The sequence below is a fragment of the uncultured Anaerovibrio sp. genome (assembly GCF_947302755.1).
Taxonomy (GTDB): domain Bacteria; phylum Bacillota; class Negativicutes; order Selenomonadales; family Selenomonadaceae; genus Anaerovibrio.
On record NZ_CAMYWM010000066.1, the window covers coordinates 1 to 14,006 of the forward strand.

14 protein-coding genes are annotated in these 14,006 nt (G+C 40.6%); 13 read left to right on the plus strand and 1 reads right to left on the minus strand.

Annotation, left to right across the window (positions count from 1 at the left end; translation table 11 throughout):
- Positions 1-296 (minus strand): hypothetical protein (locus Q0Y54_RS07665; RefSeq protein ID WP_297965961.1); only part of this gene is annotated, 296 nt, incomplete at its 3' end.
- Between the two features lie 430 nt (positions 297-726).
- Between Q0Y54_RS07665 and Q0Y54_RS07670 the strand changes: the two genes are divergently transcribed.
- The 13 genes from Q0Y54_RS07670 to Q0Y54_RS07730 all read left to right on the plus strand — a co-directional run bounded on the left by Q0Y54_RS07670 (position 727) and on the right by Q0Y54_RS07730 (position 13,884).
- Positions 727-1,002 (plus strand): hypothetical protein, encoded by a 276-nt coding sequence (locus tag Q0Y54_RS07670; RefSeq protein WP_297965964.1) that lies wholly within the window; start codon positions 727-729, stop codon positions 1,000-1,002.
- Positions 983-1,549: a hypothetical protein gene (locus tag Q0Y54_RS07675; RefSeq protein ID WP_297965968.1), complete on the plus strand. Its 567-nt coding sequence runs from the start codon at positions 983-985 to the stop codon at positions 1,547-1,549. The genes Q0Y54_RS07670 and Q0Y54_RS07675 overlap by 20 nt, the downstream gene beginning before the upstream one ends.
- A gap of 273 nt (positions 1,550-1,822) precedes the next feature.
- Positions 1,823-3,538 carry a hypothetical protein gene (locus Q0Y54_RS07680; RefSeq protein ID WP_297965971.1) on the plus strand — a complete coding sequence of 572 codons (1,716 nt, stop codon included), beginning with the start codon at positions 1,823-1,825 and terminating at the stop codon, positions 3,536-3,538.
- A 70-nt stretch (positions 3,539-3,608) separates the two neighbouring features.
- Complete coding sequence (locus Q0Y54_RS07685; RefSeq protein WP_297965974.1) at positions 3,609-3,797, plus strand: helix-turn-helix domain-containing protein; 189 nt, start codon at positions 3,609-3,611, stop codon at positions 3,795-3,797.
- Between the two features lies 1 nt (position 3,798).
- Positions 3,799-3,945 carry a hypothetical protein gene (locus Q0Y54_RS07690; protein WP_297965976.1) on the plus strand — a complete coding sequence of 49 codons (147 nt, stop codon included), beginning with the start codon at positions 3,799-3,801 and terminating at the stop codon, positions 3,943-3,945.
- 29 nt (positions 3,946-3,974) lie between these two features.
- Entirely contained in the window at positions 3,975-5,054 is a 1,080-nt protein-coding gene (locus tag Q0Y54_RS07695; protein ID WP_297965979.1) for a tyrosine-type recombinase/integrase, read from the plus strand.
- A 170-nt stretch (positions 5,055-5,224) separates the two neighbouring features.
- Positions 5,225-5,476 carry a UPF0175 family protein gene (locus Q0Y54_RS07700; RefSeq protein WP_297965981.1) on the plus strand — a complete coding sequence of 84 codons (252 nt, stop codon included), beginning with the start codon at positions 5,225-5,227 and terminating at the stop codon, positions 5,474-5,476.
- Positions 5,469-5,954, plus strand: coding sequence for a DUF3368 domain-containing protein (locus Q0Y54_RS07705; protein ID WP_297965983.1), 486 nt, complete (start codon positions 5,469-5,471; stop codon positions 5,952-5,954). Before Q0Y54_RS07700 ends, Q0Y54_RS07705 begins: the two co-directional genes overlap by 8 nt.
- A 513-nt stretch (positions 5,955-6,467) precedes the next feature.
- Positions 6,468-8,255 carry a class I SAM-dependent DNA methyltransferase gene (locus tag Q0Y54_RS07710; RefSeq protein ID WP_297965985.1) on the plus strand — a complete coding sequence of 596 codons (1,788 nt, stop codon included), beginning with the start codon at positions 6,468-6,470 and terminating at the stop codon, positions 8,253-8,255.
- A gap of 1 nt (position 8,256) precedes the next feature.
- Positions 8,257-9,552, plus strand: coding sequence for a hypothetical protein (locus Q0Y54_RS07715; RefSeq protein WP_297965987.1), 1,296 nt, complete (start codon positions 8,257-8,259; stop codon positions 9,550-9,552).
- The gene (locus tag Q0Y54_RS07720) at positions 9,552-10,568 is read left to right on the plus strand and encodes a virulence RhuM family protein (protein ID WP_297965989.1); all 1,017 of its coding nucleotides are present in this window, start codon (positions 9,552-9,554) and stop codon (positions 10,566-10,568) included. The genes Q0Y54_RS07715 and Q0Y54_RS07720 overlap by 1 nt, the downstream gene beginning before the upstream one ends.
- Before the next feature lie 9 nt (positions 10,569-10,577).
- A complete protein-coding gene (locus Q0Y54_RS07725) occupies positions 10,578-13,631 on the plus strand; it encodes a type I restriction endonuclease subunit R (RefSeq protein ID WP_297965992.1) in 3,054 nt (1,017 codons plus the stop codon).
- 28 nt (positions 13,632-13,659) lie between these two features.
- The gene (locus Q0Y54_RS07730; RefSeq protein ID WP_297965994.1) at positions 13,660-13,884 is read left to right on the plus strand and encodes a YdbC family protein; all 225 of its coding nucleotides are present in this window, start codon (positions 13,660-13,662) and stop codon (positions 13,882-13,884) included.
- Positions 13,885-14,006: the final 122 nt, after the last annotated feature.

Below are 14,006 nucleotides of genomic sequence, written 5' to 3' on the forward strand. Positions count from 1 at the left end.
ATTCGTGCCGCTGCTTCCCTTGGCAAAAAAATAGAGTTTTCATTACAATAGTTTTTCAGACTATAAAGGCCCTGCTCATCTGCAGGGCCTTTTAATTTTATACCCCGCCAATTCAGCGGGTCGTATTGGACAAAAAATAATGGCAAACAAAAGAGCAGCTCATAATGAACTGCTCTCGTAGTATAAAACTCGTTATAATGCTCTTTGAGAAACCTCACCAGCTCCTTCCTCTGACTTTGCTTTATCAGTTCCAATAAGACTTCTAACTCAATCGTATCCGCGGTATCACCTGCCATTGTAAATATAATTTATACAATATAATTGTAGCACTATTTTAAAAAATTAAAAACAAAATTACCCAACATCAGTTATACTGGGCCCCAGACAAAACCGGAAAATAATATTACAATTCGGTAATGTATATGGGTAGCTGAACCCCAATAACGACTGACCTTAAAAACTATGATACAAAATGGTTTTATATTACCTTTTAAAGTTTACTGTAAAAAATAAAAAACACATAACATATATTTAATATACGCTATGTGTATAGAAAGATAGTTATGAAAGGAAGGTAAATACAGGTAAACATATATATACCGGAATGGTAGATGTAAGGTAATAGTCATAAGGAGATGTCCGGACTAGGTATAAGTAGTATAGCTTGGATTAGTAATAGTATTAGTCTGATTCTATACCATAGATAGCACATTAGGAGGTAAAAGCATGAAACTTACTGTTTATGGGAACGAAAAGGAATTAAATGAGATAAGGGCATTTGCAGATGCTTCTGGGCTTTCAGCTAGCACGTACTTATTACAATGCGGATTGAAAAAGACCAGACCAATGTGCAATCAGACAGAGATTGCGCAGGAACTCTATAATTTGATATGTGAAGCCAATAGCTGTAAAATGCAGGGCTGCTCTACTGATAGCTGTCCTGTGCTTAGCAGGACTATTGCTCTGGTCAGAAACAAACTCTATGGAAAGAGAGGCTGTTAAGATGGCCATATTTAAAGTGCTGAAACCTATACATACATTTTATGACCTAAAACACAAAATGGACTATCTGCAGGGGTATAGCAGTAAATGTGATGACAGCAGCGAATGCTACGACGTTGATGCTTATGAACATGTAATACGGAGAGGTATTAATGCTGCTCCCTCCAATCCTTTTGAACAAGCAAGGGAAATACAGTTGTTTCACGATTTGGCAGGTAATAGCGGGACAACACTAGCATATCATCTGCTCCTGGATTTCAATGCAGAACTGGAACCAGAGCATGCCATTATAGTAGGTTCTATTATAAATAATTTTTGGAGCCAAGAGTGCGGTGTAGCGTGGATACAGGGCTTACACCTCTATGAGAAGGAAAAAGGTTACTGGCCGCATATACACATGGTGGTCAGTACCAGAATTATGGTCGGTCCAAATGCTGGAAAGGTACTTCATCTGGACAAGGCTCTCATACTTAGATTTAAGCAATATGCTAACAATATACTCCAACAGTATGGTGTTTCGGGGATAATTATAAAGAAAATAGCATAATAGATAGTCATTCACGCATGCATTTATTTTTTTGAGTGGAATATGGGCATAAAAGGCCTCCAATTCAAAAAAAATACATGCATGCGTGATTAATAAAAGCATAGTCAAAACACAAAAAACCAACCATAATGGTTGGTTTGATTTTTTATTACATTAATTTTTATAATTACATTTTTTCTTGAATTTTAGAAGAATACTGTCTGGTATCCTTAATATAGAAGAGCTGATTTGCATAAGGCTCAAATCTAAAAAATTTAAGAGGAGGTTTTCTTTATGGAAAACAGTTATGAATTACCAAAGGGGATGCACGTTGTAGACAGAGACACATACAGGGCGTCTAAAGAAAGCACCATTGTCGAAACTGAGCCTGTGATGACTTGCGAGGATAATAGACCTCACATAGATTATTATCCTCCACAGTCAGCACCTATGTACATGATGCCATCTCCAGGTGTCATGGATACATATACCATGACGGAAATAGCCGCAGCGGGGGTTAGCTACCAGCAAGCTCAATATTTAAATTATCAGCGGCAAATAAATATGCTTGCCATTGAAAAAAAAGTTCTTGAATATAATGCTAAATTGGTCTTTATAGAACAAAAATATTTGCTTGAGCAAATATACAACGGGGTAAAATGTTCCAGTTCTCCAATGGGCATAGCAAATTTTGGTACTACGACTCTAAATATTCCAAACTTAATCGAGAGTTTTAGAGTAAAGTACCAGATCGTCAAGGAACGGGTAAATGGCAGCCTTGATTGGCACTACCTAATCCGCGACGTTGATAGTCTGCGCCATACTCCTTGTGATGAAAAGGATCTCTACGAGTTGTTCCTTGATTTCCTTGAAGAAACCTCAAGTAACTATGACCTCAATCAAGCAGAGGTCAAACGACTCTTTGAAAAACTCAAACGCCGGCATGTTCCTAAGTTATCTAATGCTGATAACTTGGAGATGATACCAGATACTTCCTTGGTTTTCAAAAATGGCGTACTGGATATCATCAGTAACAATTTTTCCCCGTCATTACCAGTAAGCAGGTTTAACCGGTTTGCGATGGATTTTGATTATCCTCTAGAGTACAAGGAGCCAGAAGCTTTCGATGCTATCTTGGATGATATATTCCAAGATAATGAGGATTGGAAAAAGCTATGTTACCAGATCATAGGGGCTCTGCTTTCGCCAGCTGCGACCCTGAAGCGGATATATGTGTTCCAAGGGGTTTCCAACGCTGGAAAAACCAGACTTTCAAATATCATTATGAGGATGATGGATGAGACAGATATCACCGAGTTCAATACGGTTTCTGATATAACCACCTCAGACAAAGATAATCAGCTTCATCATACTCGGCTTGTCAATATTAAAGAGGCGTCCAACAAGAAGATATCGGCCAAGCAGATTTCCTATTTGAAGGGGTATGCGGATGGAGGAAGCTCTGCAGCAAAGTTCAAAATCCTAGTAGGCACCAATTATAAGCTCACCACAGGAGATGATGGCGAGTTGGAGAGTGCTTTAAGGAACCGTTTCATTGTTCTCCCGTTTCCGAATGCAATGACAAGTGAAGATCCGAGGGTCGCATCATTCGAAGATTGCTACTTTGAGCAAGAAATGCCATATATCGTCAGAAAATCGTTGGAGGCGTTCTCTGAGGTTCTCAGAAAGGACGGCATGTTCTGTACTGAGCCGGAGATAAACAAATATATTGCCGACGCCGTTATCCCTAGTGATGAGTCGTCCAACTCAACTATTGAAACTATTTCTATCATAAAAAAAGTTTTTAGAGTGGGGGATGATTATAATATGGAGCTTACGCCCCAAGATATATTGGACAAGATTAAGGAAATAGATTCTGATACTAGGCTTTTTGATAACATGTCAACCTCCGCTTTAAGCCGCATACTTAGGTATGAGCTGAAAGATAGTTTCAAGTCGAAGCGCATTAATAACACGACGAGATATAACTTATTCCTAAGAGATGAGTAATATGGGGCAAATATTTGTCGAAGTTAAAAAATATAAACATATATTATCTATAATGAAGGAGGTGATTGATATGAAAAACACAGGTGCAAACAAAGAAAAAACTAAATTATTTTATTCCGTAAAAGAATTAGCCGAAATTTTAATGGTATCCAAAAGTTTCATTTACTGTAAAATAGAGGCTAAGGAGTTCCCGTCAAAACGTTTAGGTCGCAGAGTCCTTATACCAGCTACTTTCGTGACAAAGTTACTTGCTGCCTAATATGGCAACTAGTAGTCCAAGGCAGGTCAGAAATGGCCTGCCACATTTTAAAGAACAGGAGGTGATAGAATGGCTAAAAAGGGGAGTCGGAGAAGAAATGGTGAGGGATCGTGGCGTTTTGATGAAAAGCGTAAGCAGTATCGACTAAGGATAACGTATTATGATTCGCAGGAGCGGATGCACCGTAAGGATTTCTTTGGTGCTACTAAGCGTGAGGCTCTTGCGAAGATGGAAGCATTTCATACAGGGCTGACTGGGGAGAGGATGACTGTTCTTCCTACTGTCAGTGAATGGATTGATATATACCTAAAGCAGTACGCAGCCAATAGGGTAAAACCAAGGACCTACGAAAAGTACCAAAGTTCTCTCCGTTATGTAACCAAGGCCTTTGGTAATGTATCATTGGAGGATTTGAAGGTATTTGACCTGCAAAAATTCTTTACAGATTTGCTTAAACACGGTAGCTTGAAGGGCGATGGCCTGTCAACCTCAACAGTCAGAGGAGTGCGGAGGTATCTTATAACCGCACTGGATGCTGCTGTTGATGCAGAGCTCATCAAAAAGAACCCAGCTAGGGCTACAAAACCACCACGGAATGTAAGCAGGGAGATGGTTATTCTAACAAAGTCTCAAGCAAAGGAGCTGATTTTCAAAGCAGGTCTTGTTGATTCGGAGTTTTATGCTACGGCCCTCCCAGTGTTATTGAAATTGACCATGCATACCGGGATGCGTCAGGGGGAAGTATTTGGGTTGACTTGGGATTCATTTAATGAGAAAGCTGGTACTATTACCGTTAATAAGGCAATCGCGCATGTGGTGGGCAAGGGTGCTGTATTCCAAGAGCCTAAAACTGCGACCAGTAAGCGTACTATATTGCTTACCAGTCATGATGTGGAGATGTTGAAGGCATATCGAGATTGGCAACAGCAATATGCTGATGAGCTAAGTGAAATTTACGAGTGGCACTATAACCTGATTTTTACCACACAGTATGGTTATCCGCTAAGTCCAACCAACTTTAGCCGTAGATGGTTTAGACCGTTGCTACGGGAAGCTGGCATCCATGACAGCTTTACCTTCCATCAGTTGCGACATTATCATGCAAGCGTACTTCTTGAGGCTGGAGTACCAGTCAAGGTAGTAAGCGAAAGGCTAGGTCATGCTTCTGCCAAGATGACCCTTGATGTATACGCCCATGTTATAGATCACCAGCAGGACAAGGCTGTCGCTGCATTGGAAGAATATATGAAAGATTAATGTGTCATGCCCATTGGAGGCATGGCACAAGCTCTGGCTATAATATGTCAGGGCTTTTTTAGATTGTGCAGAAAGTGGAACAAATATACTAAAAAATATGCTATAATAAGGGAAATTATAGTATTGAGGTAATAATATTTGTAGTTTAGATACTAGATGGAGGCGATAATATGTGTCAGGTTGCAATAAATATACCAGAAGAAGTGCTATATGACACTTGCATGAATCGTATAGAGGCCGAGCAAATGGTAAGACGTGCCACTGCTTTGTACTTTTATGTGAACCATCATGTTTCTATCGGGTATTGTGCTGAAATAGCCGGTATGTCAGAAGAGGATTTTATGCTTTTTCTAGGGCAGAACAAAGTATCTGTGTTTAATTATGATGCGGCTGAATTGCAAGAGGATTTTGATAATGCGTGATGTGATTGTAAATTCTACACCTATGATTATTTTGAGTAAAATAGGAATGTTGGATATATTGCACAAAATGTATGGTGATGTCATTATTCCTCAGGCTGTCTTTGATGAAGTGACTGTAAAAGATGATTCTGCGTGTCATACTATAAAGACATTGGATTGGATTAATGTAAAAAGCATTGCCTCGCAGGATGACAGGAAAATGTATAAAGCGAAACTTCATGCTGGTGAAGTTGAGGTAATGATTATGGCCCAGGAGTTGGGGGAGGATGTTTTGACTGTCATTGATGATAATGCAGCTAGAAAAACGGCTCGTTATCTTGGGATAATGGTAACTGGTACAGTTGGTGTTTTGATGAAAGCTAAAAAACTTGGGTACATAGATAGTGTAAAGAAATGTATTGCCATGATGCGCAGGGCTGGTTTTTATGTTGGTACTGAGTTGGAAAGGGTAGCTTTGGAGAAAGTTGGAGAAGCTTAGGGATTGACAATATATACATGCTATTCTCATGAATATTCATTGAGCTTTAATAGGTGCCCAAAAAAATTTGTACCCCAATTTGTACCCCAATAGCAAAATAAACAATGTATATAATGTAGACATTGGGCTGAAAGAATGTAAAAAAGTAGTGTATATAGTGGACAAATGGCAGGAAAAACGCAGGATAAAGCCCACCGAGCTTCTTCTAAGCCGTGGGTCGGGGGTTCGAATCCCTCCTGTCGCACCATTTGAAATTCAACCCCCATGGGACTTTAGAAGATAGTCTCATGGGGGTATTTTTGTGTCTGTATGTCTTTGAACCATATTTTGAACCATAAAATGAAAATCCTCATGGATATACCAGCATTAGACAACATAATCAGTGGATGAGGACAAGGAAGAATTGTTGATTAAAAAAGGATTAACCATTATCTTGTTGAAATAAATGTTATGTACATTATAATTATTAGTGTGTAAAGATTTAAAACTTTCAATGGAAAAGGATGAACATAGATGGCGGAATCCAGCAATGATAAAATTCAGGAAGTTGGTAAGAATATTCAGGAGAAGGCGGCACTGGTATGGTCGGTGGCTGATGATCTTGTGGGTGCATTTAAACCACATGAGTATGGTCTTGTGGTGCTTCCAATGGCAGTTATTAAGCGTTTCCATGACTGTTTGCTACCTACTCATGATAAGGTTTTACAGACCTATGAGGATGTAAAGGAGCTGGCTGTAAAGGATGGCTTTCTGAAAACTGCATCCGGCTATCAGTTTTACAATACCAGCAAGTTCACCTTTGATTTGTTGGTGGCTGACCCAAATAATATAGAAGAAAACTTTGAGGATTATCTTAATGGATTTTCTGACAATGTTCAGGACATACTGGCCCGCATGGAATTTTCTGCCCAGGTCAAAAGAATGGTGGAAGGCGGGCTTCTTTATCGTGTAATTTCAGATTTCAACTCTGATAAGGGTGATTTTTCTCCAGAAAAGATAGCTGCGGTGGATATGGGTTACATCTTTGAAAACCTCGTTCAGCGGTTCTCAGAGTCCTACAATGAGGAAGCTGGAGCCCATTTTACCAGCCGTGATGTCATCTATCTCATGTGTGATTTGCTGGTGGCCGGGGATAATAATGCCTTTGGGGATGAAGGCATTTCCAAGACTGTCTATGATATGACAATGGGTACAAGCCAGATGCTGACCTGTATGGAAGAACGGCTTAAGGCCCTTGATGCTGATGCGGATATTGATGTATTTGGACAGGAGTTCAATCCATTTACCTTTGGTATTGCCAAGGCTGATATGTTGATTCGTGGCGGTGACCCAAACAATATGCAGTTTGGTGATACCCTTTCTGATGATAAATTTACTGGTTACCAGTTTGACTATGTTATCTCTAATCCACCATTTGGTATTCCTTGGAAGCGTGAGGAAAAAGAGGTTACAGCTGAGCATAAAAAGGGAATGGCGGGCCGTTTTGCGCCGGGACTTCCTTCAAAATCGGATGGCCAGATGCTGTTTATGCTCAATGGTTTGGCGAAGCTGAAAAAGACTGGTCGCTTGGCTATTATCCAGAACGGTTCATCCCTATTTACTGGTGATGCGGGTTCAGGCCAGTCTGAGATTCGCCGTTTCCTTATTGAAAATGATTGGCTGGATGCCATTGTGCAGCTGCCAAATGATACCTTCTACAACACAGGTATTGCCACCTATGTGTGGATTATTACCAAGGATAAGCCAGATGAACGCACTGGCAAGGTACAGCTGATAGATGCCAGCAGCTGTTATACCAGCAGAAGAAAGAATATCGGTAATAAGCGGGTGGATATTACTACTGCCTGCCGTGATTTGATTGTAAAAATCTACGGTGATTATACGGATGGCACCTTCAAGGATGTGGATGAAAACGGCAATGAAATTATTGTTAAGAGCAAGGTTTTGGACTCCGTAACCTTGGGTTACAACAAGATTACTGTGGAATCCCCGGAGCTGGATGAGGAAGGCAACAAGGTGCTCAAAAATAAAAAGCCAGTGGCTGATGCCAAGAAGCGTGATACGGAAAATGTGCCACTGGATGAGGATATTGATGCTTACTTTAAGCGTGAGGTATTGCCATATAATCCTGATGCCTGGGTTGATAAGAAAAAGACCAAGGTGGGCTATGAGATTCCCTTTACCCGCACCTTTTATGAGTATAAGCAGATAGAGCCGGCTGATGTAATTGCTAAGCGTATTGAAGCTCACGAAAAGAGCCTGATGGCCAAGCTCCATGAACTGTTCGGGGAGGAAGCATAATATGAATGAAAAACCGAGCGGTACTAGCTGGATAGATACTATTCCAGCTACATGGAATATAGAACGCATGAAAAATCAATTTGTTTTTAGTAAAGGATTGAACATCACTAAGGCAGACCTAGTAGATGATGGAGTTGCTGTCATTAGTTATGGACAAATTCATGCAAAAAATAACACTGGTACTACACTAAGTCCTGAGCTGTTAAGATACATATCTCCAGAAAACATAGCAATTACAGACAAATCTTTACTTCATAAGGGTGATATAGTATTTGCAGATACCTCTGAGGATTATGATGGTTTAGGAAATGCTGCATACATGGACGGAGATAATGAAACTTATGCAGGATATCACACCATTATAGCTAGACCGAAAAATATTGATTATTCCAAGTATTTTGCGTATTTATTTAAAAGTGATGCTTGGAGAGTACAGCTACGAGTTCGTGCAAGTGGTATAAAGGTGTTTAGTGTAACGCAGCGAATGTTAAATGATGTTACATTGATTATGCCTGAAAAAAATGCTATTAAACCTATTTTTTCATTTCTTGATGACCGTTGTTACAAGATAGATTCTATTATTGCTGAAGCTAAAGCAAGTATTGAGGAATACAAGGAACTGAAACAGGCTGTTATATATGAGGCTGTTACTAAGGGATTAGATAAGAATGCTCCGATGAAGGATAGCGGTGTTGAGTGGATAGGGGAATCCCCACTTGATTGGAACATTATTCGAGTTAAACATCTATTAACAGAAATAAACAATCGATCTGAGCAAGGAATAGAAGAACCGCTTTCCGTGAGTCAGGTACTTGGAATAGTTCCTTCAAGTGAAATATCTGTGGCTAATCCTACATCGTCTTATATTGGACAAAAAGTTGTAGAACAACATGATATGGTGTTTAATCGGTTAAAAGCTCACCTTGGCGTATTCTTTGAATCCAATTATAAAGGGTTAGTTAGTCCAGATTATGCTGTATTCCGAGGAAATAAGCGTATTAATCCGAAGTTTCTTGAATATCTATTTCATACACCAGCTGCAATAACGGAATTTAAGAAATATATTACAGGTGTGGGTGACGGATTGCGCAGATTATATACAGACGATTTATTTAATATTTCAGTTTCAATACCAAGTATTGAAATACAGAATGAAATTATCTCAAAACTTAATTTAAAAGTACAAAAAATGGATGCAATGATTTCCGAAAAACAATCCCTTATCCAAGACCTTGAATCCTACAAAAAGTCCCTTATTTACGAGGTAGTTACCGGCAAGCGGAAGGTGGTGGAGTAATGACAAAAGCAAATATCCGTAATAGTACTGTGGATTTTTTGGTATTTACCAAGGATGGTGGTGCAGACTCCATCGAGGTTCGGGTGCAGGATGGGGATGTATGGCTGACCCAGAAGGCTATTGCAGAACTATTCGATATAGGCAGACCGGCTATTACAAAACATTTGAAAGCTATATATGAAAGCGGAGAACTTAGCGAGAGTTCAACTTGTTCCAAAATGGAACAAGTTGCAGATAATGGCAAAACATATCGTTACAACTTCTATTCATTATCAGTCATCATTGCTGTGGGCTATCGTGTAAACTCCCAGCGGGCTATTCAATTCCGCCAGTGGGCAACCAAGGTATTGGACACCTTCGCCAAGCAGGGCTATGTACTGGATAAGAATCGTCTGATTAATGGTCAGATTTTTGACGAGGACTATTTTGATCACCTGATTTCTGAGATTCAGGAGATTCGGGCCAGTGAACGGCGTTTTTATCAGAAAATCACCGATATTTATGCTACGGCGGTGGACTATACGCTGGATAGCAAGACTACCAAAGATTTCTTTGCCACGGTACAGAATAAGATGCACTATGCTGTACATGGCAATACAGCTGCAGAATTAATCATGGCAAGAGCAGATCACACAAAGGAACATATGGGATTAACCTCATGGAAAAATGCTCCAGATGGGAAAATTGTTAAAGCTGATGTTTCTGTAGCTAAGAATTATCTTGCTAAAGAGGAAATGCAGGAACTTAATGAAATAGTCACCATGTATTTAGACTATGCAACACGTCAGGCCCGCCGTCACATCCCCATGACTATGGCTGACTGGGCATCTAAACTGGATGCTTTTTTGCAATTTAACGATGCAGAAGTTCTGCATAATAAGGGCAAGGTCACAGCAGCCATTGCCAAGGCTTTTGCCGAAAGTGAATTTGAGCAGTATCGTGTTATTCAGGATAAACAGTATTTAAGTGATTTTGATCGTCTTATACTTGAAGCAGAAAATACACAGGATAAATAAGGTGATAATATGGCAGAAGATGAAAAGCAGTTTGAAGCAAATATTGAGACGTTTCTGATTTCCCCGGAGGGAGGCTATACCAAGGCTAATGATACCGGGTATCGCAATTCCATTGATATGGCACTGGATATTGAAACCCTGATATCCTTTGTAAAGGCTACCCAGCCTATTATGTGGCAGCGGTTTGAGCGTCAGTGCAATTCTGATGTTAATCAGAAATTCTACAAGTGCTTTGAGGATGCTGTATTGGAGAAAGGGCTTATTAATGTACTTCGTCACGGCTTCAAGTACCTTGGCATGGAATTTAAGATATGCTATTTCAAGCCAGAATCCACTCTTAATGAAACTGCCGTAAAGCATTATCAGCAGAATATCTGCCAGTGCATCCGCCAGTGGCATTATTCCTCAAAGAATAACAACAGCGTGGATATGATACTGGCAGTAAATGGTATTCCTGTCATAGCTATAGAGCTGAAGAACCAGCTTACTGGCCAGAGCATAGATAACGGCAAAACCCAGTGGATGTATGACCGTGACCAGCGGGAGCCAGCTTTCAGGCTGAATCACCGTATATTGGCCTTCTTTGCTGTAGACCTTTATGAGGCTGCCATGACCACCAAGCTGGATGGTAGTAATACCTTCTTTTTGCCATTTAATCAGGGCAGTAATGGCGCAGGAAATGACGGTGGTGCAGGAAATCCTCAGACCGCTGATAATGATTATGTTACCGCCTATGTATGGAAAAATGTTCTGCAGAAGGACAGTATGCTGGATATTTTGCAGAAGTTCATCAGCTATCAGGTAACGCAGGAAAAGACCAAGAAAGATGGCAAAACAGTAACTGTAACCAAGAAAAAGCTGATATTCCCTCGTTTCCACCAGCTGGATGTGGTACGCAAGCTCATTGCCAATGTACTGGAGAACGGCACTGGTATTAATTATCTTATTCAGCATTCCGCAGGCTCCGGCAAGTCCAATTCTATTGCCTGGTCGGCTTATCGTCTGGCTTCCCTTCATAATGCCAATAATGAGCCAATATTTAATTCCGTAATCATAGTTACTGACCGCCGTAATCTGGATGCCCAGCTGCAGGAAACAGTAACAGGATTTGACCATACTCTTGGCAGTGTGGAAACCATTGGGGAAAAGAAGACATCCAAGGATCTTAAGGAAGCCATAAATTCCGGAAAGCGGATTATTGTTACAACCCTTCAGAAATTCCCTGTAATTTATGAGGAAGTAAATGACGCTGCGGGTAAACACTTTGCTGTCATAGTGGATGAGGCCCATTCTTCCCAGACTGGTACTTCTGCCATGAAGATGAAGGTGGCCCTGGCTGATACCAGGGATGCCTTGAAGGAATATGCCGAAATTGAAGGCAAGGCAGAGGATGAAGTGATGGACACGGAAGACAGTATAGTCCGGGAGCTGATTTCCCATGGGCATCATAAAAATCTGTCATTTTTTGCTTTTACAGCCACACCAAAGAATAAAACCTTGGAATTATTCGGTACAGAATATCAGGATGGTTCCTTCCATCCATTCCATATTTACTCAATGAGGCAGGCCATTGAAGAAGGGTTTATCCTTGATGTACTGCAAAATTACATGACCTACAAGACCTGTTATCAGATTGCCAAGAATGTGCCTGATAATCCAGATGTGCCACAATCCAAGGCATTAAAGATGATAAGGCGGTTCAGTGAGCTGCATCCGTACAACATCCAGCAGAAATCTGCCATTATCGTGGAAACCTTTAGGAATATTACAAAGAGTAAGATAAACGGCAAGGGAAAGATGATGGTGGTTACTTCATCACGCCTTGCAGCTGTGCGCTATTTCCATGAGTTAAAGCGGTATTTGGCTTCCAAGAAATATGATGATGTGGAAATATTGGCCGCTTTTTCCGGGAGTATTAAAGACCCTGATGACCCTAACGGTACTGAGTATACGGAGAGTGGTCTTAATGTTGATTCTGAGGGCAACCATGTTTCAGAGGCCCAGACAAAGCAGGTATTCCATGACGAGGGCAATATCCTTGTGGTGGCAGAGAAATACCAGACTGGATTTGATGAGCCATTACTGCATACCATGATAGTAGATAAGAAGCTGCGCAGCGTAAAGGCTGTGCAGACTCTTTCCCGCCTTAACAGAATTCACCCAGAGAAGGAAGATACCTTTATACTGGATTTTGTGAACACCAAGGAAGAAATACTGGAGGCTTTCCAGCCATTCTATCAGGAAACATATCTGAATCAGGAACTTAACAAGAATACTATTTATAAGATTCAAAGTATGCTCCGTGAATACAAAATCTATGATGAAACAGACATTGAGAATGTCAATAAAATTTACTTTGATGAGGATGCCCGCAAGAATAACAAGACACAGGAGGCCATAACTAATACGCTCCTGCCGGTTCAGCGTAAATATAATGAGCTGAATCAGGAGCAGCGGTATCAGTTCCGTAAGATGTGCCGTACCTTTGTGAAGTGGTATTCCTACATTTCACAGCTTGCGAGAATGTTCGATAAGGACATGCATAAGGAGTACATTTTCTGTTCTTATCTGGCCAAGGTTTTGCCAAGCGACCCGGCTACACCATTTGATTTGGATAACCGTGTTCGTTTGGAATACTATAATCTCAAAAAGACCTTTGAAGGGTCTATAGAACTGGTGAAAGAGAAGAAGGGTGAGTATGAGCCAGCAAAACCTAAAAAACCTGTTAAACAGACAGAGACAGTTAGTCCGCTGGAGGAAGTAATTAACAAGATTAATGAGCAGTATGCCGGGGAAATAACCGAGGCTGATAAGGTGATGATGTCCAATCTCCATGATAAGCTGATCAAGGACAAGAAGCTTCAAACAGCTGCTGTTAATAACGGCCAGCAAATGTTTACAAATAACGTATTCCCGAATATCTTCAATAACACGGCCCAACAGGCTTATATTGAGAGTAAAGAAACCTATGAGCAGATGTTTAAGGACTCAGAGAAATACCATGTAATAATGAATGCCCTAAGTGCAGTCCTGTTTAATGAATTTCAGCAAATGCCAAGATAGCTAAATGTTGAACACAAGGGGGTAGAATATGGCAAAGGATTTTTCTTATGAGATAATTGAAACCATTGGTATTTTGTCTACATCCCCGAAGGGGTGGACGAAGGAATTGAATTTGATTTCTTGGAATGGTGCTGTACCTAAATATGATATTCGGGACTGGGCTCCTAACCATGAGAAGATGGGAAAGGGGGTAACCCTGTCCGGTGATGAGGTATCAGCATTACTGGAGCTGATGAAAAAGGTTGAGCCTTAGTCCAAAGGTGGTAACGGATTGTACATAAAATTAAAAGGCCCTGCTGATGAGCAGGGCCTTTATAGTCGTGCGCCCAGCATGGGCGCACTCTAATGGGTGAAAGTCCCTAACCAGCCCTAATA